The sequence below is a fragment of the Micromonospora sp. NPDC047521 genome (assembly GCF_055587305.1).
Map to the genome: position 1 here is coordinate 266633 of NZ_JBVJGN010000001.1, position 20969 is coordinate 287601.

17 protein-coding genes are annotated in these 20969 nt (G+C 71.9%); 13 read left to right on the forward strand and 4 right to left on the reverse strand.

Annotated elements, in window-relative coordinates:
* From ACZ6N8_RS01265 to ACZ6N8_RS01275, 3 genes are all read right to left on the reverse strand, one after another.
* A complete protein-coding gene (locus ACZ6N8_RS01265; protein WP_466006794.1) occupies positions 1-999 on the reverse strand; it encodes an expansin EXLX1 family cellulose-binding protein in 999 nt (332 codons plus the stop codon).
* Between the two features lie 110 nt (positions 1000-1109).
* Positions 1110-1928, reverse strand: coding sequence for an MOSC domain-containing protein (locus tag ACZ6N8_RS01270; RefSeq protein ID WP_466006795.1), 819 nt, complete (start codon positions 1926-1928; stop codon positions 1110-1112).
* A gap of 4 nt (positions 1929-1932) precedes the next feature.
* Positions 1933-2766 carry a class I SAM-dependent methyltransferase gene (locus ACZ6N8_RS01275; protein WP_466006797.1) on the reverse strand — a complete coding sequence of 278 codons (834 nt, stop codon included), beginning with the start codon at positions 2764-2766 and terminating at the stop codon, positions 1933-1935.
* Between the two features lie 122 nt (positions 2767-2888).
* Here ACZ6N8_RS01275 and ACZ6N8_RS01280 point away from each other — a divergent pair, with 122 nt between their 5' ends.
* The 10 genes from ACZ6N8_RS01280 (at position 2889) to ACZ6N8_RS01325 (ending at position 15777) form a co-directional block, all read left to right on the forward strand.
* The gene (locus ACZ6N8_RS01280; RefSeq protein WP_466006799.1) at positions 2889-3956 is read left to right on the forward strand and encodes an LCP family protein; all 1068 of its coding nucleotides are present in this window, start codon (positions 2889-2891) and stop codon (positions 3954-3956) included.
* 245 nt (positions 3957-4201) lie between these two features.
* On the forward strand, positions 4202-5506 hold the full coding sequence (locus ACZ6N8_RS01285) for a sugar transferase (protein WP_466007281.1): 1305 nt from the start codon (positions 4202-4204) through the stop codon (positions 5504-5506).
* 121 nt (positions 5507-5627) lie between these two features.
* Positions 5628-6887, forward strand: coding sequence for a lipopolysaccharide biosynthesis protein (locus tag ACZ6N8_RS01290; protein ID WP_466006800.1), 1260 nt, complete (start codon positions 5628-5630; stop codon positions 6885-6887).
* Position 6888: 1 nt separating this feature from the next.
* Entirely contained in the window at positions 6889-7740 is an 852-nt protein-coding gene (locus ACZ6N8_RS01295) for a glycosyltransferase family 2 protein (RefSeq protein WP_466006801.1), read from the forward strand.
* A gap of 11 nt (positions 7741-7751) precedes the next feature.
* Positions 7752-8816 carry a glycosyltransferase family 4 protein gene (locus tag ACZ6N8_RS01300; RefSeq protein ID WP_466006802.1) on the forward strand — a complete coding sequence of 355 codons (1065 nt, stop codon included), beginning with the start codon at positions 7752-7754 and terminating at the stop codon, positions 8814-8816.
* Complete coding sequence (locus ACZ6N8_RS01305; RefSeq protein WP_466006804.1) at positions 8813-10270, forward strand: hypothetical protein; 1458 nt, start codon at positions 8813-8815, stop codon at positions 10268-10270. The genes ACZ6N8_RS01300 and ACZ6N8_RS01305 overlap by 4 nt, the downstream gene beginning before the upstream one ends.
* The gene (locus ACZ6N8_RS01310; protein ID WP_466006805.1) at positions 10255-11169 is read left to right on the forward strand and encodes a glycosyltransferase family 2 protein; all 915 of its coding nucleotides are present in this window, start codon (positions 10255-10257) and stop codon (positions 11167-11169) included. Before ACZ6N8_RS01305 ends, ACZ6N8_RS01310 begins: the two co-directional genes overlap by 16 nt.
* A complete protein-coding gene (locus tag ACZ6N8_RS01315) occupies positions 11169-12038 on the forward strand; it encodes a glycosyltransferase family 2 protein (RefSeq protein ID WP_466006806.1) in 870 nt (289 codons plus the stop codon). The genes ACZ6N8_RS01310 and ACZ6N8_RS01315 overlap by 1 nt, the downstream gene beginning before the upstream one ends.
* Before the next feature lie 131 nt (positions 12039-12169).
* The gene (locus ACZ6N8_RS01320) at positions 12170-13756 is read left to right on the forward strand and encodes a hypothetical protein (RefSeq protein ID WP_466006808.1); all 1587 of its coding nucleotides are present in this window, start codon (positions 12170-12172) and stop codon (positions 13754-13756) included.
* 53 nt (positions 13757-13809) lie between these two features.
* Positions 13810-15777 (forward strand): hypothetical protein, encoded by a 1968-nt coding sequence (locus ACZ6N8_RS01325; protein ID WP_466006809.1) that lies wholly within the window; start codon positions 13810-13812, stop codon positions 15775-15777.
* Between the two features lie 15 nt (positions 15778-15792).
* On the opposite strand, the gene ACZ6N8_RS01330 is transcribed toward ACZ6N8_RS01325, so the two are convergent.
* Positions 15793-17103 (reverse strand): hypothetical protein, encoded by a 1311-nt coding sequence (locus ACZ6N8_RS01330; protein WP_466006810.1) that lies wholly within the window; start codon positions 17101-17103, stop codon positions 15793-15795.
* A 134-nt stretch (positions 17104-17237) separates the two neighbouring features.
* Between ACZ6N8_RS01330 and ACZ6N8_RS01335 the strand changes: the two genes are divergently transcribed.
* The 3 genes from ACZ6N8_RS01335 to ACZ6N8_RS01345 are packed head-to-tail and all read left to right on the forward strand — an operon-like array spanning position 17238 to position 20951.
* Positions 17238-18077, forward strand: coding sequence for a MurR/RpiR family transcriptional regulator (locus ACZ6N8_RS01335; RefSeq protein WP_466006812.1), 840 nt, complete (start codon positions 17238-17240; stop codon positions 18075-18077).
* Between the two features lie 16 nt (positions 18078-18093).
* Positions 18094-19752 (forward strand): urocanate hydratase, encoded by a 1659-nt coding sequence (gene hutU, locus ACZ6N8_RS01340; protein WP_466006813.1) that lies wholly within the window; start codon positions 18094-18096, stop codon positions 19750-19752.
* A complete protein-coding gene (locus ACZ6N8_RS01345) occupies positions 19749-20951 on the forward strand; it encodes an allantoate amidohydrolase (RefSeq protein WP_466006814.1) in 1203 nt (400 codons plus the stop codon). The genes hutU and ACZ6N8_RS01345 overlap by 4 nt, the downstream gene beginning before the upstream one ends.
* The last annotated feature ends 18 nt before the right edge of the window (positions 20952-20969 follow it).

The following is a 20969-nucleotide window of genomic DNA, read 5'->3' on the forward strand; positions in this document are numbered from 1 at the left end:
TCAGCCACACCAGCGGGCGGTCGCCCCGGCCGGGCGGGTGGACGGCGTTTCGGCCGGCGGCGCGCTCGCCACCGCGACCTCGGCCGCGCGGCGGGCCGGCGTCGGCGTACCGGCGGCCCGGGTGGCGGACGGTCGGGCCGAGGCGGACTTCCGCGAACTGGTCGACGGGCCGGGCCCGTACATCCGGACCGCGCTGGTCTGGACCTGGCCGGGCGCCATCCGGATCCCCGAGGCGGTGACCCGGTTGCCGTACACGTCGCTGACCCGGACGCTGAACGGCCCGGCTCCGGCGCCTGAGGGAATCAGCCAGTAGTTGTAGTCCTGCCGGGCTGTCGACCGCCACGGGCCGCTGTCGCCCTGGCGGACCTCGACGGCGCGCAACGGGTTGCCGTGGTTGCCGACCCGGACGGCGAACCAGAACTGCGACGCGCCCTCCTTGAGCCGGAAGGTGAGAGGGCCGGGCAGCGGCGGGTTGACCACCGCGCGGTAGGTGACCGGGACGAGGCCCTGGACCGGGTTGGCGATCCGGGCGAACGCCTCCCGGGACAGGTCGAGATGCCCGGGTTCGCACTCCGGGCACTGGTCCATGATGAGCACCCGGACAGTGCCCTTCGGGCCGGTGACGTCGAGGAATCCGCCGCAGGCGGCGCCCGCCGCGTACTCGCTCGGGCCGAGCGCGACGTAGAGCCGGTTGGCGGGCGCGGCCGGGTTCGAGCAGTTGCCGCCGGCGCCGTTGGAGTCGTAGAAGGTGGCCTTGCCGCTGTGCGTGGCGGTGGCGGTGCCGGTGGGCGGCGCGGCGCCGAGGGTGCGGCCGGCCGCGCAGGCCGGGGCCGAGCCGGAGCGCAGCGCCAGGCTGAGCCCGAGCGTCGCCGCGAGGACCGTGACGCCGGCGGCGACCAGCCAGGACAGCGGACCGGACGAGGTCGCGGGCCGGTCGTCGGGAACCCGGTCCAGGTCGATGTCGATGTCGACGACCGCGGGAGCGCTTCCGTCCGTCACGACGGCGATGGTGCCGGAGGTGTGAGCACCCGGACAAGCGGGCTAAGCCAAAGCTAAGACAGCGTCGACGGACGGTGACCGGGACGTGCCGGCGGCGACAGGCCCGCCGGTCAGGGCTCGACGACCACCCGGTCGCCCACCGCCAGCGGTCCACTGTCGACAGGCACGAGGTGCAGTCCGAACAGGAGCTTCCTGTCGATTCTGCGGTGGCGCGCGAGGGTGCGCAGGGGCTCCTTCGCGCGTACCCCGGTCTCCTGGTCGGTGGTGGTCACCACGCAGCGGTCGCACGGCCCGGCGGCGCGCATCAGCAGGCCGCCGACGCGCAGCGACCGGCCGGCCCAGCCGTCCTCGGCCCAGGCCGGCGCTCCGTCGACCACCAGGTTGGGCCGGAACCGGGTCATCGGCACCGGCTCCTCCCCCGCCTCGGCCAGCCAGCCGTTGAGCGCGTCGAGCGAGGCGGTGTTCGTCAGCAGCAGGGGGTAGGCGTCGGCGAAGCTGACCTGGTCGCCGGTGTCGTACTCACGGCTCCCGGCGGCCAGGTGGCGGGTCGGTCGGGCCAGCCAGACCAGCCGGACCTGCCGGCCGAGCAGCGCGCCGAGCCAGGCGTCGGCCACCGGACCAGCCGCCACGGCGGGGACGGACAGCTCGCGTCCGCGGAAGGTCCGCACCAGCACCTGCTCGCCACCGGCCGGCTCGGGCACGTCGAGGTCGGGCCGCCCGTCGGCGCGCAGCGTCAGACCACCAGGGCGCACGCCTGCGCGCAGGTCGACCAGCCGGGTCGTCTCCCGCTGGGTGACGCCGACGCCGTCGGCGTCCACCACCATCCAGCGCCGGTCGCCGGCCAGGCCCCACGCCTGCACCAACGCGCCGTCGTGGTCGACCCGGTGACAGCCCTTGACCGGGTACGTGTGGATCGAGCTCAGCCGCACCCGGCTACCATGCCACGCCGATGCCGTCGCCCGGATACCAGTGGTCGGCCGGGCTCTCCCGGTAGGCGAGGAACCGTCGGCCGGTGCGCTCGGCGTGCTCGGCGAGCACGTTGGTGCTTGTGACGTTGTCGGTGAGCAGGATCGCTCCGGGGGCGAGCTTCGGCTCCACCACGTCGAACTCGCGCTTCTCGTGGGCGCGGCTGTGGTCGCTGTCGTGCAGGAACAGGTCGACCTGCCGGTCGAGTGCCCCGATCGAGGTGATCGAGTCGCCGATCACCAGGTCGACGACCTCGGACCAGGGCGCGCCGGCGGCGAGGTAGCCGGCCTCCGGGTTGATGTCCAGCGAGGTGACCCGACCGGGGTGCCCCTCCTGCGCGTTGCGCAGCAGGGCGGCGGCCAGGACGCAGGTGCCCAGCCCCTTGTCGACGCCTGTCTCGACCACGTGCGCGGGTCGGGTGGCGCGGACGATCGCGTACCAGCCGACCCGGCGGGCGTAGCGCACGCGCCTGTCGGCGAGGCCACGGCGGGCGGCGCCTGCGGTGGCCCGCTCGATGTGCTCGCGCAGCGCCTGGTCGGACTCGATCTCGTCGATCCACGCGCGGACCTGCTTGACCGGCTGGTCGCAGACCACGCTGACGAACCAGGCCAGGTGCTGGCGGCTGAGCTTGGTCAGCTCGTACGTGTAGTTGTGGTGCTCGCGGGACGTCACCAGCCAGCGGGCGGAGACGCGGAGCACGCGCGCGTCGTGGCGGGCGACCCGGGCGAACCGCTTGGGGAAGGCGGCGACGGGCGCGAGAGGCGTACGGGCGATGGCCCGGCGCAGCTTCGATGGATCCACGGCTGTTTCATACCAGTTCCGGGGCACCACTTGTCGGAAAAAGATTTCAGTCGTCAAACGGACCCATGTGGACCGCCTCCGGGGTACGTGAGCGGCACCCGCGATCAGTAGCATCGGAGTTCATGCGGTATCGCCAGGGGGACGCGGAGCCCGAGACCCAGTTCATCGAGGCACAGCCACCATCGGAGCCGACGCCTGTGGCGCCACCGAAGCGTCGCCGGTGGAAGAAGACCCTGCTGATCACCCTCGCGGTTCTGGTGCTGCTCGCCGGTGGCGGCGTGCTCGCCGGAGGGCTCTACTACCGTTCGGTGAACAACGGGATCGAGCGTGTGGACGCCTTCGACGGCGTACCGGAGGCCGATCGCCCGCCGGTGGTCGAGAAGGCCAAGGGCGCCATGAACATCATGATCCTGGGCAGCGACTCGCGGGACCCGGAGAGCGACTCGGGCTCCCGGACCGACACCATCATCCTGGCCCACATTCCGAAGGACCACTCCAGCGCCCAGCTCATCTCGATCCCCCGCGACACCTGGGTGAACGTGCCGAAGTCGCCGCAGGGTCGCGGCGGACGGGACGCGAAGATCAACGCGTCGTTCGCCTGGGGTGGGATTCCGCTGATGGTGCAGACGGTGGAGAAGTTCACGGGCGTCCGCGTCGACCACGTCACGATCGTCGACTTCGGCGGTTTCAAGGAGATCGTGGACGCCCTGGGCGGCATCGAGGTGGACGTCGAGAAGGGCTTCACCACGCTGTACGCGCTCAACGGCAGCCGGACGTTCGCCGCCGGTCGACAGCGGATGGACGGCGCCGCGGCTCTCGACTACGCCCGGGAACGCCACGCCTTCGCCGACGGCGACTTCGCCCGCATCCGGCATCAGCAGCAGGTCATCAAGGCGATCCTGGACAAGGCCGCGTCCGGTGGCACGCTCGCCAACCCGGCCAAACTCAACTCGTTCGTCAAGGCGACGGCGGACGCGGTGGCGGTGGACAAGTCGCTGAACCTGCTGGATCTGGCCACCGACCTTCGGGAGCTGCGCAGCGGCAACCTGACGTTCCTGACCTGCCCCACGAAGGGCACCGGAACGATCGGCGGCGAGAGCGTGGTCCTGGCCGACAAGGAGAAGGCCGCACGGGTCTTCGAGGCGGTCCGGAGCGACAACGTGCCGGAGATTCTGTCCGCCGCGCAGTAGTGCCCGCCGACCACGGTGGCGTGTCCCGGCCGAGCTGACGTTGGGTAGCCGTTCTGGTCGCGGTCTCCACACGGGCGATCACGGGGAGGTTCACAGTGTCAAGCCAGCCGACGACCAGCCCATCCCCCGTGCCCCAGACCCGGCAGCCGGAGACCGGGGCGGAGCCGGCCGGCCTGAGCACCACGGCCGTCCTTCCGTACGCCCGTTCCCGCACGTCGTCGCGTACCCGGTGCCTGCGGGCATGGATGGTGACCGCCCCCGTTGACGTCGTCGCACTCGTCGCCCCGCTGGCGCTGAGCCACGACTACTGGAAGGGCACACTGGCGAACGCCGCGCTGACGGTGGCCCTCTTCGCGGCCGGGGGCCTCTACCGGCCGCGCCGGCACGTGAGCATCCTGGACGAGCTGCCCGTCCTCTGCGGGCGCCTGCTGGCCTCCGCCGCGATCGTGGCGATCATCGCGGCGGAGCGTCACTCGTCGGTGACCTACGTGGGCGGGTTCATGAGGGGTGTCGCGCTGTCGGCGGGCCTCGTGATCCTCGGGCGGGCGGCCAGTCGGGCGTTCACCGTCCTGTCCCGCAAGCGTCGCTGGGCGGAGCACAACGCGATAATCGTCGGCGGTGGGCCGATCGGCGTCGAACTCGCCCGCCTGCTGCGCCGCTACCCGCAGTACGGCCTGCGGTTCGTCGGCTGCGTCGACGCCCCGTCCCGTCAGGACACAGTGGTGCTGCCGTTGAGCGGCACCCTCTCCGACCTCGAACACCTCGTCCGGTTGCTGGAGTGCGAGGTGCTCGTCATCGCCGATCCGGACTGCCACGAGTCCACGCTGATGGAGACCCTGCTGCGTCCCCACAGCTCCCGATGCGACCTCTGGGCGGTGCCCCGCCTGTGGGGGTCCCGCTCGCACAGCGGCTACCCCGACCACATCGGAGCGTTCCCGATCGTCAAGATCAGGGACATCGCGCTCACCGGACCCCGCTGGGCGATCAAGAGGGCTTCCGACATCGTGTTCGCGGCGTTCGCCCTCATCCTGTTGAGTCCGCTGCTGCTGCTCTGCACGATCGCCACGTTCGTCGACGGCGGCCCGGGGATCTTCTTCCACCAGGAGCGGATCGGCAGGTACGGCAAGCCGTTCAACGTCGTCAAGTTCCGGACCATGCGGCCGGTGAACGAGCACGAGTCGCAGACCACCTGGTCGATCGCGGACGACCACCGGGTCGGGCCGATCGGCCGGTTCCTGCGCCGGACCTCACTCGACGAGTTGCCCCAGCTGTGGAACATCCTTCGCGGCGACATGAGCGTGGTAGGTCCCCGGCCGGAGCGGCCGTACTTCGTCGAGAAGTTCTCCGCCGAGTACCCGACCTACGCGGCACGGCACCGCGTCCCCGTCGGGCTCACCGGCCTCGCGCAGGTCAGCGGCCTGCGGGGCGACACTCCGATCTCGGACCGGGCCCGGTTCGACAACTACTACATCGAGAACTGGTCACTGTGGTTGGACGTCAAGGTGGTGCTGCGTACTGTCGCGGAGGTGTTCCGTGGCGGCGGGCGTTGACGATTCGGGGGCTGCGGTCGGCCACCCGGGCGATTGCAGGCGCGGCGGCCGTCCGGTAGAAATCACCAGCGGCGCACGACTCGTCGCACTGCGCGTATCGCAATATGGGGGGCGAAACGGCGTGTCGCTGGTCAAGGCCGCTCCGCCGTCACCGGGCGCTGACACGACACAGTCCCCCGGCCGGCGCGCGGCTGATCTGTTCCGGCGGCTCGTCGCACCCGAGCGTCTCTACATCGGCGCTCTCGGCCTGACCGGCCTGGCCGCAGTGCTGTCGGTGGCGCTGCCGGCGGCGGAGCGCGGCGAACTCTCCGCGAACATGGTCAGCGCGACGCTCGGCGCGGCGATAGGTGGTCTGTCGCTCGACACCTTCCTGCTCTCCCGCCCCGGGGGCTGGGTGTTCTCCCGTGGCCGTCGGTGGGTTCTCGCCATGGTGGGGGCGTCGATCGTGCTGTCCGCGGTGGCCGCCGGACTGCTCACCGCAGTGGCCGGCATCGGCAGCTACCTGGTCGGGGTCGGGTCGGCCGTGGGTCTGACCATCTTCAACACGGTCTCGTCGATCGCGTTGCGGCGCAGGAGCTTCCTGCTCGTCTACTCGATGCGCGCGGCGAGCGGGGCGGTTCTGGTCGGCGGCTACGTCGCCCTCTATCTCGCCGGGCAGCTGGACGGCGGCCTGTGGAGCACGGTGTGGCTCGCTGTGCAGTGGCTCAGCGCGCTGGCCGTGTGCGCCCTGGTGCTGGGCATGGCCCGGCGGATCGGGCCGACGCCGACGCCGCAGGCCACCGTGTCGGACTACCGGGCCGACCTGGCCGCCGTCGGCAACCTCCACCTCGGGATCTTCGCCCAGATGATGACGCTCCGGTTCAACCAGATCCTGGTGGCCAGGTTCGTCGGCGCCGGACCACTCGGCGTCTACGCCCTGGCCGTCGCCGCGTTGGAGTTCGCGCAGGCGGGCGCCGTCGTACGCGCGCAGCGGATCCTCGCCGACCGGGACGGCGCCGACGGGCCCGACCCCACCCGGGCCGTGGTCAGGGCGGCCCTGCCGATCGCACTGGCGGCTGTGCTCGGGCTCGCCGTGCTGGGCTACCTGCGGCCGGAGTACCGGCACGCCTGGGTTCTCGGCCTCGTCCTGCTGCCCGGTTCGCTCGCCACCGCCGCCGGTAAGAGCTGGAGCGCCCTGCTGCTGAAGAAGCGGGGCGAGCGGGCGACAACGGTCGTCGCCATGATCACCCTCGCGGTCGCGATCCCCGCCTACTTTGCGATCATCCCGTGGGCCGGCGTCATCGGCGCGGCCCTCGCCTCGACGCTCGCCTACAACGTTCACGCGTTCGCCTCCCGAGCGGGCCTGCGACGGGCGCAGTCACCCGACCGAGGGACGGTTTGACATGGATGTCTCGATCGTTGTCCTCGCGTGGGAGGACGTCGAGCGCACCCGCGCCTGTGTCCTGTCGCTGCCCCCGGAGGCGGAGATCGTCGTCGTGGACAATGGCAGCTCCACGCCCGTGCGGGAGGCCCTGAGCGGGTTCTGCGCCGAGCGCGGCGTCAGGTACGTGCAGTCCGGCTCGAACCTCGGGTACGCGCGGGGGATGAACCTCGGCGTACGTCACACGACCCGGGCGAACCTGATCCTCTCCAACAACGACATCGTCGTGCACGCCGACGCGGTCACCAGGCTGGTGGCCGCCCTAAACGACCCGAGCGTGGGTGCCGCGTTCCCCGGTGTGCTGACCCCGGCGGGTGTGTCCCAGACCGAGGGCGGGCGGTTCCTCAGCATGGGCGTCGGCTTCGCCCATGCCACCGGGTTGAGCCTCGTGCTGCCGAACCTGCGGATCGTCGCGCCGCCGGAGAAGGCCGACTGGATGACCGGCCCCTTCGTCGCCCTGCGCCGCAGCACCTTCGACGCGATCGGTGGCGTCGACGAGACGTCCTTCTTCTACTCCGAGGACATGCGGCTCTGCTGGGCGGTGCGCCAGCAGGGCTTGCGGCTGGCGTACGTGCCGGACGCCGTGGTCACGCACGAGGACGACGCGACAGCCAAGCGGCGCTGGTCCGACGAGGAGATCTCCCAACGCCGTACCCGGGAGTTCATCCGGGCCAGCCGGGACATGGACGGCCGACGAGGCCGAATCGCCACGACGGCGTACGTGTGCGGGGTGCTGCTGCGCGCCGCTGTGGGCGGTAACCCGGTCCGCCGCGCCATCGCCCGTGGCGCCGTCGAGGGGCTGCGTGCCTCGTGAAGGTGTTGTTCGTGTGCACCACCGGCGGCTCCGGCCGGCGGCAGCTCGGCGGCGCCGAACGCATCCTCACCGAGATCATTCCAGCGCACGCCCGGACGGGCGTCGACGTCGTCGCCGCGACCTCCGACGACGAGGTGGGCGGCGCGCTGCGCGACGCAGGTGTGCCGTGGACCGGGCTCGGCGCGACGAGCCGGATCGACCTGTCGTACGCCCGCGAGATCCGCCGCCTGGTGAACGAGGTGCGGCCGGACGTGGTCTGCGCCCACCTGCTGTCCGCCGCGATGCACTGCCGAGCGGCGCTGAGCATGGAGCGTCACCGGACCCCGCTCGTCGTCACCCTGCACAACAGCCTCTGGCAGTACCGGGACACCGCCGGGTCGCTGCGGCAGAAGGCCCTCATCCAGTCCAACATCACGCTGGACCTGGCGATGCGTCGCGTGCGACCGCACGCCACCGTCGCGGTGTCCGAGTTCGAGGCCACCGAGCTGCGCGAACGCGGCCGGGTCACGAACATCCACCTGATCCCCAACCCGCTGCCCGCCACCTGGCCGGCCCCGAAGCCCGCGCACCCGCCGGAGCCGGGTCGACGACCGGTGGTCGGCTTCCTCGGCCGGTTGGAGCAGGAGAAGGGCGCGGACCTCCTGCCGGAGATCGCCGCACTTCTGCCGGATGTGGACTTCACGGTCGCCGGCACCGGCTCACTGCCGATCGCCGCCCGGCCGAACCTCAACCTCGTCGGCCGGGTCACGGCCGCGGATTTCCTCGAACGGATCGACTGCCTCGTGGTGCCCTCCCGGGTCGAGTCGTTCGGGCTCAGCGCCCTGGAGGCGCTCAGCCTGGGCGTACCCGTGGTGCACACCGGGGCCGGCGGTCTGGCCGAGGTCACCAGGCACGCCACGGGCACCCTGGCGTTCCGGGCGGACCTCGCGCCCGCCGCGCTGGCCGGGGCGATCCGAGAGGCCGTCGACCGCCGGTCGGTCGACGATGGACAGCGGGTGGCCGAGTGGTACGCCCATGAGTACGCCTTCGATCGGTGTGTGGAGCGGTGGCAGAGCTTGTACAGGTCCCTTCGGTGACCACGACGACCAGCAACAGCAACAGCGGGAGCGACCGGAACCGGATGCTTGTGCTCTGGGCGGTCGCACTGGCCGTCGTCGTGGCGGTGTTCATCTGGCACACCGGGTTCGGTGTCGCGGCCGCATTCCTCGCGGTGGCGGCCCTGATCTTCCGTGCCCATACCTGGCTCGCCATCTGCACGGCCGCGTGGGGCTTCGTCTTCCTCGCCGTGCTCACGATCCCGGGCCCGTACGACTCGCCGGCGGGCCGCGCCGCGGTGCCGATCCTGGGCCTCTACGCGGCCTGCTTCCTGCTCGCCTGGTATCTCGGGCGTCGGCTGGCGGCCGGCCGGTTCCGGTTCACCAGGTCGACGAGCAGGCCGGCGACGGACGTCGAGACGCCTCCGGACGCGGAGCCCACCGACGTCGAGCCCACCGACGTCGAGTCGACGCGGGCCGAGTTGCGCTGGCCCTCGGAGAAGCGACTGCGGGTCCTCGTTCTCTTCATGCTCCTGCTCGCCGTTCTCGGCGCGATGCTGAAGTTCCGCGGTCAGGTGCCGCCGCTGTTCGCCGACAACCCGGACGCCGCCCGCGAGGTGCTGCGACTGCGCTCCAACCTGGTGACCGGGCTGCTCTCGGAGTTCTGGGGCCTCGGACTGGCGATCTCGCTGCTGCGGGCGCTCACCGGCAAGGCGCGGGGACGGTGGATGTACATCCTCCTGGTCGTCGTCTTCGGGTTCGGAGCGGCACTCGGGGCGAGCAAGAACTCGGTCCTGCTGGGGGTCGTCCCCGCGCTGGTCGCCGCCCTGTCGGTGCGCCGCTCGGCGACCATCAGCCGGAAGAACCGGCTGCGCGTGTCGGCGGTGGTCGTGGTGATCGGGGCCGTCGCGGTGGGTGCGGCGGTCTTCCTCGGCGGTCAACGGACCCTCGCCGGCACCGGCCAGTTCGAGGACCAGTTCCGGGCGCAGTACGGGGCCAGCCCGCTCTACGCCAGCGTCGGCTCCCTCGATCTGTCCCTGAGCTCGTCGGCCGAGACGTTCGGACGGCTCTGGGAGGTACGGGAGCAGCATCCGCCGACCTGGGGCCGGTACACGGTGACGTTCACCGGGTCGGTGGGCGAGCGGCTGTTCGGCCCCGCCGACATGTACGCCATCACGGCCGGTCTCAGCAAGCCGTTCTACATGAACACCGCGACGTTCGTGGCGATACCGCTGCTGGACTACGGACCGATCGGCGCGATGTTCTTCCTGGGCCTGCTGGGTCTCTGCGTCGGGCTCGTCGACCGTCGACTGGCGTTCAGTTGGAGCCCCGCGCATCACCTGGCCCGGGCGTTCGTCATCTACCTCGCCACCTTCGGCGTCTACGAGCTCTATCCGGTGGTCCAACCGTTCTGGCTCGCCCTGGGGCCCGGTCTCATTGCCCTGTACCTGCTCAGCAAGCCGATGAGGTGGGTGCCGGTGTGGATGAAACGCTGACGGTCGTCACCGTCCTCTACCGGTCGAGCGACATGCTCACCCAGACGTTGCCGACCTGGGTACGCAGCGCCGAAGGGCTGCCGGTGCGGTTCGTCTTCGCCGACAACTGGCCGCAGGACGGCTGCGAGAAGGTCATCGCCGGGTGGCTCGACCAGGAGCGGTACGAGTACCTGCCCGACTCGTCGAACCCGGGCTTCGCGGCGGGCTGCAACCTGGCGGTGGCGGCCGCGAGCACGAGCCACGTGCTGCTGCTCAACCCCGACGTGTGGCTGCCCGAGGACGCGCTGGCCCGGGTGTGCGCCGCCGTCGCGCGGGATCCTGCCGTACCGATCGCCGTCGGCCTGGCCATGCACGGTGGACGGTACGTCGGCATCGACGTCAACCCGATCTCACTCTTCATCGACCGGAACGCGACCGCGTCGCGGGGGCCGCTCGGCCCGTCGGGTGGCGCGGCCGTGTTCCCGACCGAGCTGTTCCACCGCTTCGGCGGGTTCTACGAGCACCTCTTCGCGTGGGGCGAGGACGCCGACCTCGCGTACCGGCTGTACGCGTCGGGTCTGCGGACCCGCGCGCTGGACCTCGTCCTGCCCCACGCCGGTGGGCACAGCGTCGAGGGCGACACCAGGCTCCAGGGCTTCCGGGCGTACCTGCTCGCCCGCAACCGGCTTCTGGTCGCGGCACGGACCTTCACCTGGCCGCTCATGCTGCTCGCCCTTCCGGTACTGGCCCTGGCGCATCTCGCGCTCGCCGCCCGCCGGGTCCGCCAGGGCCTGCTGTGGCCGTTCCTGCGGGGCGTCGGGCGGGGTCTGGTGGAGAGCCGGGCCGCCCGTCGGCAGTGGGACGGCCGGCGGTTCGGGTTCGCAGCCCTGTACGGCTATCTGAGAATTCGGAGAGCCTGATGACCGCACAGCACTGGAGCGTCGTCACTGTCACCTACAACTCGGCGGACACCCTGCGCCGGTGTTGGGCGGGCGCGGCCCGGCCGTACGAGTGGATCGTTGTGGACAACTGCTCCGCCGACGATTCCGCAGCCGTCGCCGAGGAGTTGGGTGCCCGGGTGGTCCGACTGCCGGCGAACGTCGGCTTCTCCCGGGCCAACAACGTAGGTGTACGGGAGGCCACCGGCGACTACGTCCTGTTCGCGAACCCGGACCTGGAGGTCCAGCCGGACGGCCTCACCGCGCTGCGGCGTCACCTCGACGCGCACGGTGGCCTGGTCGCACCCCAGTTGCTCTCGTCCGAGGGCGACGCGCAGCCCAACGGCCGGGGATTCCCGTACGCCACGGCGAAGCTGGGCAACCGGAAGGTCTGGCCGCTGTCCCGGATGCACGCGGGGTACCGGGTGGTGGCGCGGCCCGGCGAGGCCGTGTACGTCGCCTGGGTGATGGGCGCCGCCGTCGCCGCCCGCACCGGCGACTTCCGGGCGATCGGCGGGTGGAACGAGCGTTTCTTCCTGTACTACGAGGACCACGAACTCGGGCTGCGGGCGTGGCGGCACGGCCTTTGCGTGGCACTGCTCGGTGACGTCCGCTGGACCCACCACTGGGCGCGTGCGACGAACACGTTCCAGTGGTCGCACGCCCACACCCTGGAGTTGCGCAGCGCCAGGACCTTTTTCGGCATGTTCCCCGAGTTCCTTGTCGGGTTGCCCCGGGCCGCACGCCGGCACGGACGGGCCGCACGCCTGATCGGATCACCGGTGCCGGCCCGGCCGGACGCGGGTGGGCGGCCGGTGCCGTCGCCGGCCGGCCCGGCGGGAGCGGGCTAGCTGAGGCGGTTGTCATCGCTCCCACTTCCGAAGCGCGCGGGCGCGGCCTCAGGTACCAGCGGTCCAGGCACGACGCTCGACCGTTCCGCACTCCCAGGATGGACATCAGGGTGGTCGCACAGCTGGCGCGCGTGAGCCGTCGCGTCGTGCGGCCGGCTCCCGCTGCCCGCCGCCGTCCGCCGCGCGCCGACTGGATCGCCGTGGCCGTGCTGCTCGCGTTCCTCCCTGTCGTCCACGACATTCCGACGATGCTCACGGCCCCCTACTGGCTCGACGAGGCGTGGGTGGCGCTCTCGGTCCGATTCCCGCTCACCGATCTGCCGGTGGCCACCTCGTCGACCCCGCTGGGCTGGACCTTTCTGCTGCGACTCATCCCGGACTCCGACGACCTGCGGGTGGTCCCGCTCCTCTTCCACGGGCTCTCCGTCGGCCTGGCGTACGCGCTCGGGCGGCTGCCGCGGTGGCCGAGCCGGCGGCTGGGGGTCGTGGCGGGCCTCGTCGCCGGAGCGGCGGTGCTGCTCCTGCCGGCCCAGCAGGTCCGGCACGATCTCAAGCAGTACTCTGCCGACGCGGCCGTGGCGGTCGGCCTGCTCGCGCTCACCGCGTGGACGGAGCAGTCCTGGTCGCGCCGGCGGCTCGGCGCGATCGCGGCCACGGTCGGTGTCGGAATGCTGCTCAGCCACGTGACCGCCATTCTCGCCCCGTGCGTGTTCGGTGGACTGCTCCTGGTCACCGCCCTGCGGCGGCAGTGGGACCGGGTCGCCGAGGTGGTGGTGGTCGGGTTCGTCGCGGCCTGTGCCGCGACGACCGTCTACCTGGCGATCTCGGCGCGGGCCCGGACCGACGCGATGCGACACTTCTGGGCCGCCAGCTTTCCCCAGGTCGACGAGCTGCCCGACTATCTCGCGGACCGCGCCGACGACCTCACGCCGATCCTCGGCGCTCCCGTCCTGCTCGTCGTCGCTCTGGTCATCGTCGGCGCCGTGACGCTCGGGAGGCGGGGTCGGCCCGCGACCGCCGCCGCGGTGGGTCTGCTGCCGGTCACGGTGGTCATCCTCGGCGTCACGAAGGTGTATCCACTGCTGGATCCGCGCACCTCGCACTTCTTCTTCGTCACGTCGGCGGCGGTGGCGGGCATCGGCGTCGTCGGCGCGGCGAACTCGGCAGCCCGGCTCGCCGGCCGCGCACTGCCCCGCACGCCCTCCACGGTCGTGACCGCTGTGGTCTGCGCGATCCTGCTCGGGGTGTTCGGCCTGCACAACGGCTCCTGGTACCGGTTCGACGGAGACGAGCCGGGACTCGAACGCACCCCGGTCACCATGATGGACGTCCGATCGGCGACGGAGTACGTGAACTCCCACCGGTCGAGGAACGACGTGGTCGTCCTGAACCACTCGGCGTGGTACGGCTTCGCGTTCTACTCCCGGCGCGACGAGGTCGACCTCGTGGCGCCCTTCGGCAACACGGTCGGCTGGTGGGTAGAGATGCCCACCCGGTCGGACGTCGTCATGGCCCCCGGAACGGACGTGGCGGGCATCCGTCTCGGCGTCGACGAGGCGCTGAGGTTGGCCGGTCAGCGCGGCGGCGCGCGGATCTGGCTGATCCGGTCGTACGTCAGCGCCGAGGAGGCCGTCGCATGGCAGACGGTGCTGGCCGACTACCGCGTGGAACAGGTGACCGGCGGGATCGAGCCGGTCTTCGTGATCAGCGAACGATGAACGATTCCGCGCCGCACCTCCCAGCCACCCGACATCGACAGTTGGACGGACGCATGCAGACAGCCGAGCAGGACAGCCGCGAATCCGCTGCTGACGCGGAACCGACACCTGCGGACGGGGACACCTCGCGCGAACGGGTCACCGCGGTTCCCGCCGACCGGCTCCGGGTCCGGATCGGGTCGACGTACCGGGAGGTGGTCGCACGATCTCCCGGGCCGGCGGCGCTCGCCTGGTTCGGGCTCACCATCCTCATCGCGGGCGTTCCGTCCACGCTGATGCCCGCGCCTGGTTTCGACCCGAGCTGGCAGGCGGGCATCGGTTTCGCGGTCTCCGACAACCTGCGGTTCGGTAGGGACATCGTCTTCAACTACGGCCCGTGGGGTTTCCTCGACTGGCCGCAGCATGTCAGCCGACCGCAGGCCGTGCTGGGTTTCCTGTTCTCGATGACGGCGGTGGTCGTCCTCTACTGGGCCATCCACCTCTGCGTCAGGCTCCGGTTGTCCGCAGGCGTCGCCGGCCTGATCGCCTTCGCCGTCACTGTCGCCAGCGGGCCGGCCGGGCCCGGCGGCCGGCTCGTCTACGCCGGCCTGCTGTTCGCTCTCCTGACGCTGCACGAGCGGACGACCACGAGGACGACCGGCTGGCGGGGCGCCTTTCCGACCGTGTTCCTCACCGCCGTCGGGGCCCTGCTGCTCCAGGTCAAGTTCTCCGAGGGTGTGGTGCTGCTGGTCCTGGCCGGCCTCGTCGCGGTGGGCGTCGGGTCGATCAGGGAGCTGATCCGCGGCACCGGGGCATGCCTGGCCACGTTCGTGGTGACGTTCCTGGCGCTGTGGCTCGCCGCCGGGCAACGAGTCACCGACATCGTGCCCTGGGCCCGCGGCTCCCAGGAGATCTCCAGCGGCTACCAGGAGGCCCTCGCCATCGAGCAGGGCGAGTATGTCGTCGGGTACCTCGTGGCGGGCGTCCTCGCAGTCATCGTCGGCGTCCTTGCCCTGCGCGGGGCCCTGCGACACCGGGCCGTCGCGACGGCCGCGGTCGTCGTGGTCTCGGTAGTCATGCTCGGGTTCGGCTTCAAGCACGGGTTCACCAGGCACGACCCGGCGCACGAGATCTCGTTCTTCCTGGCCGCTGGGTTCCTGCTCATCGGTTTCGCCACCTGGGTACGACGTCCCGCGATCGTGGTGGCGGCCGCCACCACGGCGTTCCTCATGGCACCGTCCAGCCTCGCGAACTACGACCCGTTCCTGGCCCGCAACCAGTGGAGGACCGGCACCGAACTGCTGGTCAACAACGAATACCGGCTGACCTCGGTCGAGGCCGCCCGCGCTCGGGCCCGCGACACCTACCGGCTGCCGGAGAACATCCTCAGCGACCTCCGTGGCCGTCAGGTGCACGTCGACCCGGCCGAGCTGACGTTGCACTGGGCCTACGAGTTGGACTGGCGTCCCGTGCCTGTGTTCCAGTCGTTCTCGGCGTACACGCCGTACCTGGACGAACTCAACGCCGAGGCGCTCGTCGCCGCGCCGGCCGACCAGGTCGTGCTCCAGGAGACCACAGTCGGCATCGACGGCCGCAACATCCGCTGGGACACGCCCCGCTACCTGCTCGCGCTGGCCTGCAATTATCGGGTCGGCGCCCGCGCCGAACGGTGGTCGGTGCTGCACCGCGGCCAGAACCGGTGCTCGGCACCGCAGACCACCCTCACCCAGCAGGTGACCGCCGGCACGCCCGTCGCGGTGCCGCAGGTCGGGCCGGGTGAGGTTCTCGTCGCCCGCTACCGGCCCGAACCGAGCTCGATGCTGGCCTCGGTGGTCCACCTCGGTCTGAAGGACTGGTCACCGATCCAGGTCGGCACCGACGACGGGACCTTCCGACTGCCGGAGGCACTGACCGACGGCCCGCTGCTGGTCTCTCTCCCCGCCGAACTGGCGTGGCAGGCGCCCTTCGACGCCTTCCACTACCGCCAGCTCACCTTCAACCGCGCCGGTACCGTCGAATTCCAGGTCATCAGCGTGCGGTGACCAGGTGACGACGGGTCAGCTGCCGCGCCGCCACAGGTCGCGCAGCGCGTCCCAGTTGCCGGCGATGCCGTCCTCGCACAGCGCCTCGATGTAGGTAACGGCAGGGGAATCGTCCCGATCCCACCAGATCCCGCACATCGTCCGGCCATCCTCCAGCTTGAACGCGTACTCGAGATAGCTGCCGGGCGCACCTGTCACGTTCCCGTTCGTACGCGTCGCCTGGCGCACTCCCGGCGCCAGCGCGCCCGCTGCGAGGTTGAGCTGGAGGCGGAAAGTCCGCGCCGCGTCCTTCTCCTTCGCCCCCGCGTAGATCACGAAGTGCAGGAACGCGCCGCCGAAGTGGCAGAAGACGTGCCGCTTCTCGTCGGCCTGCAGCTTCGGGGCGCCCAACTCGTCGTAGGCCGCGCAACCGCCCGCCTGCGCCAGCCAGGGCTCGCCCAGCGGCGCCAACTCACCCTGGAACTTGGCCTTGTTGATGGACATCTGCGTCGTCTCGAACGGCCCGAGGGTGGCCTCGGCCGTCGGGGTGGGCTTGTCGTCGCCGCCACCGCTGCTGCCGATGAAGAAGCCCGCGGTGCCGGCGACCAGGGCGAGCACCAGCCCGCCCGCGACAAGGACCCAGTTCGGCCGCTTCGGCTTGCGGGCCACCGGCGCGATCCGCCGACCACCTGAGGTCGAGAGTGGATCGAACGGCGGGACCGACGGGCCGCTGTCGGCGTACGCCGGGGACTGCGGGGCGGCGGAGACGGGCGTGGGCGTGGCAGGTGCCGGCGAGGCGGGCGCGGCCGAGACCTGTTGCGGGGCGGCGGACACCGGCTGCGCGGACGCCGACACCGGCTGGCCGGAGACCGGGGACATGTGCACCGCCCACGGGAGCTGCGGCTTCTCCGACACCAGCTCGGGGGTCTGGGACTGCGGCGGCCCGCTGGCCTGCTGCGGCACACCGGACACCGGCGCGGTGGGCGGCGCGGAGGTGGGCGGGGCCGAGGTGGGCGGCGCGGAGACCGGCAGGTCGGACACCGGCTGGTAGTCCATGCCGAGGCTCTGGAAGAGCCGCTGCGGCGCGTGCCCCTCCTCGGCCCGGTAGGCGACCCACGGGTGGGCGGCGGTCAGGTCGGCGTCCGCGTAGCGGTGACCGCCGGCCGCCTGGGCCAGTGCGTTGGCCGCGTTGCCGAAGGCCACCCGCCAGCGCTCGTCGGACGCGGCGACCCCGTCCAACACGGCCACGGTGGCGAACTGCCCCTGCCCGTCCACCGCGGCCCAGGCCTTACCGACCTGACACGCGCCCAACATGTGGGTGTACCTGTAAGGGCTCTCCGGCTGCATGCCACTCCTTAGCTCAACCGCCGTGGATCCTACAGAGGTGGCGCCATCTCAGCGCCCCGCCGGTCGGCGGAGCGACAGGTGGTGGGACGGGTGGACCCTTGCCCCCTGAAAGTTTTCATGCATAGAGTCACGCTGTGAATGAAGGAGCGTCGGTCGAGCAGGTGCTGGACCTGTTCGACGGAGTGCGGCTCACCCCCACCCAGCGGCGGATCGCCCACTGCCTCGTGCAGCACGCGCCGGCCGTGGCGTACCTGTCGGCGGCCGAGGTCGCCGAACTGGCAGGGGTTAGCCAGCCGTCGGTCACCCGGTTCGCCGTCGCGCTCGGCCACGACGGCTATCCGGCGTTGCGCCGCCGGCTGCGCGACCTGACCGCCGCCGCCGGCCCGCCGGTGGACGCCGGCAACGAGCTCCAGCAGGCGGTACGCGCCGAGATGGGCAACCTGGACCGGCTGGCCGGACAGCTCGCCGACCGGGACCGGATCGCCGAGACCGGCCGGCTGCTCGCCGCCAGCCGCCCGCTGCCGGTGCTCGGCCTGCGCGCCGCCGCGCCGCTGGCCGCGTACTTCGCCTACTTCGCCGCCAAGGTCCACCCGGACGTACGGGTCCTCGACGACGCGGGCAGCCTGCTCACCGACCGCCTGGAACAGGCCGCTGAGGCGGGCGCGTCCGCACTGCTCGCCTTCGTGCTGCCCCGCTATCCCCGGGAGACGCTCGACGCGCTGCGCGAGGCGCGCGCCGCCGGGCTGACAGTGGTGGCGATCACCGACTCGCCGGTGAGCCCGGCCACCGAGCACGCCGACGTGGTGCTGCCCGCGGCTGTCGGCGCGCAGCTCGTCTTCGACCTGCACACCGCCCCGATGACCCTGGCCATGGTGCTGTTGCAGGCGATCTGCGACGCCGCGCCGGCCGACACCCAACGCCGACTGGAGGCGTTCGAAGCCTCCGCGGCCCGCCGACAGTTGTTCCTCGGATGACCGGAGGAGACCAGAGATGACCCAGCCCGTCCGTGCCGCACGGGGCAGCCAGCTCACCGCCCGGGGCTGGCCGCAGGAGGCCGCCCTGCGGATGTTGATGAACAACCTCGACCCCGAGGTGGCCGAACGCCCCGACGACCTGGTCGTCTACGGAGGCACCGGCAGGGCCGCGCGGGACTGGCCGTCGTACCACGCGTTGGTCCGTACGCTCACCGACCTGCGCGAGGACGAGACGATGCTCGTGCAGTCGGGCCGCCCGGTGGGTGTCATGCGCACGCACGAGTGGGCGCCCCGCGTGCTGCTGGCCAACTCGAACCTGGTCGGCGACTGGGCGACCTGGCCGGAGTTCCGCCGCCTCGAACAGCTCGGCCTGACCATGTACGGGCAGATGACAGCCGGTTCGTGGATCTACATCGGCACCCAGGGGATCCTCCAGGGCACCTACGAGACGTTCGCGGCGGTAGCCACCAAACGGTTCGGGGGCAGCCTGGCGGGCACGCTGACGCTCACCGCCGGCTGCGGCGGGATGGGCGGCGCGCAGCCCCTAGCCGTCACCATGAACGACGGCGTCTGCCTGATCGTGGACGTGGACCGGACCCGCCTCGACCGGCGGGTGCACGACCGTTACCTGGACGAGGTCGCGGACTCCCTCGACGACGCGGTCGAGCGGGCCCTCGCCGCGAAGCGGGACCGGCGGGCGCTGAGCGTCGGCGTGGTGGGCAACGCCGCCGAGGTCTTCCCCGAGCTGCTCAGCCGGGGCGTGGAGATCGACATCGTGACCGACCAGACAAGCGCGCACGACCCACTGGCGTACCTGCCGGTGGGCGTGGAACTGGCCGACGCCCGCGACTACGCGGCGGCGAAACCCGCCGAGTTCACCGATCGGGCGCGGGCGTCGATGGCGAGGCACGTCGAGGCGATGGTCGGCTTCCTCGACGCCGGCGCCGAGGTGTTCGACTACGGCAACTCGATCCGGGGTGAGGCGCAGCTCGGTGGGTACCAGCGCGCCTTCGACTTCCCCGGCTTCGTGCCCGCGTACATCCGGCCGTTGTTCTGCGAGGGCAGGGGCCCGTTCCGGTGGGCGGCGCTCTCCGGCGACCCGGCCGACATCGCCGCCACCGACCGGGCCATCCTGGAGCTGTTCCCGGAGAACGAGTCCCTCGCACGGTGGATCAAGCTGGCCGGTGAGCGGGTCGCCTTCCAGGGCCTGCCGGCCCGGATCTGCTGGCTCGGTCAGGGCGAGCGGGACCGGGCAGGTGTGCGGTTCAACGACATGGTCGCCTCCGGTGAACTCTCCGCCCCTGTCGTCATCGGCCGGGACCACCTGGACACCGGCAGCGTCGCCAGCCCGTACCGGGAGACCGAGGGGATGGCCGACGGCTCCGACGCGATCGCCGACTGGCCGCTGCTCAACGCTCTCGTCAACACGGCGAGCGGCGCCTCCTGGGTGTCCATCCACCACGGCGGCGGTGTCGGCATCGGACGGTCGATCCACGCCGGTCAGGTCTGCGTGGCCGACGGCACCGCCCTCGCCGGCCAGAAGATCGAGCGGGTCCTCACCAACGACCCGGCGATGGGCGTCATCAGGCACGTCGACGCCGGCTACGACATCGCCCGCGACGTCGCCGCGCGCACCGGGGTGCGGGTGCCGATGGCGGAGGGTGGCGGCGCGTGAGCGACGACCTGTCGAGCCGGTTCCGGGCTCTGTGGGACGAGATCGCTCCGGTCGGGCGGGACGCCGGCAGCGGTGGCTACCTGCGCTACGCCCTGACGGAAACCGAGCTGGAGTTGCGTGCCTGGTTCCGCTCCCAGGCGCAGCGGCGGGACCTCCCGGTCACCGGGGACGGCAACGGCAACCTCTTCGCGCACTGGGGTGACCCGGAGGGCTCCGACGCGGTGCTGACCGGCAGTCACTTCGACTCGGTGCCGCACGGCGGGGCGTACGACGGGCCGCTCGGCATCGTCAGCGCGTTCCTGGCCGTGGACGAGCTGCGCGCCGCGGGGGTCACCCCGACCCGGCCGCTGGTGCTCGCCGCGTTCGTGGAGGAGGAGGGGGCGCGCTTCGGCGTACCGTGTCTGGGATCGCGGCTGCTCACCGGCGCGCTTGCGGCCGACCGCGCGGCCGGCCTGCGCGACGCGGCCGGGGTGGGTTTCGCCGAGGCGCTCGGCGACCGGCCGGCGGGCGCCCGGCCGGACCTGCTGGGCCGGTTCGGCGCCTTCGTGGAGCTGCACGTCGAGCAGGGCCGCGCGCTCGTCGACGCGGACGCGCCGGTCGGGGTGGCGAGCGCGATCTGGCCGCACGGCCGCTGGCGCTTCGACGTGGTCGGCGAGGGAAACCACGCGGGTACCACCCGGATGGCCGACCGCCGCGACCCGATGCTCACCTACGCGTTCACGGTGCTGGCCGCGAACAAGGAGGCCCGGCTGCGCGGCGCGCACGCAACAGTCGGCCGGGTCGCCGTGGAACCCAACGCCACGAACGCCATCCCGTCGAAGGTGACCGGCTGGCTGGACGCCCGCGCCGCCGACCCGGAGACACTGACCGGGCTGGTCGACGCGGTACGCGGCAAGCTCGCCGAGCGGGCCCGCCGCGACGGTACGGAGGTGACGGTCACGGAGGAGTCGGTGACCCCGCTCGTCGCGTTCGACGGTGGGCTTGCCAAGCGGCTGGCCACGCTGCTCGACGCCCCGGTGCTGCCCACCGGCGCGGGACACGACGCGGGGGTGCTCGCCGCTCACCTGCCCACCGCGATGCTCTTCGTGCGCAACCCGACCGGGGTGTCGCACTCCCCCTTCGAGGCGGCCACCGACGAGGACTGCGCCGCAGGGGTGCGCGCGCTGGCCCGCGTGCTGGAGGAACTGACATGCGGCTGATCGACGTGGTGTGCCCGC

Excerpts from the sequence above, each read along its gene's own strand:
- ACZ6N8_RS01325 (WP_466006809.1), top strand. The coding sequence starts at position 13,810 with ATGCAGACAGCCGAGCAGGACAGCCGCGAATCCGCTGCTGACGCGGAA.
- ACZ6N8_RS01295 (WP_466006801.1), top strand. The coding sequence starts at position 6,889 with ATGGATGTCTCGATCGTTGTCCTCGCGTGGGAGGACGTCGAGCGCACC.
- ACZ6N8_RS01285 (WP_466007281.1), top strand. The coding sequence starts at position 4,202 with ATGGTGACCGCCCCCGTTGACGTCGTCGCACTCGTCGCCCCGCTGGCG.
- ACZ6N8_RS01330 (WP_466006810.1), bottom strand. The coding sequence starts at position 17,103 with ATGCAGCCGGAGAGCCCTTACAGGTACACCCACATGTTGGGCGCGTGT.
- ACZ6N8_RS01280 (WP_466006799.1), top strand. The coding sequence starts at position 2,889 with ATGCGGTATCGCCAGGGGGACGCGGAGCCCGAGACCCAGTTCATCGAG.
- ACZ6N8_RS01315 (WP_466006806.1), top strand. The coding sequence starts at position 11,169 with ATGACCGCACAGCACTGGAGCGTCGTCACTGTCACCTACAACTCGGCG.
- hutU (WP_466006813.1), top strand. The coding sequence starts at position 18,094 with ATGACCCAGCCCGTCCGTGCCGCACGGGGCAGCCAGCTCACCGCCCGG.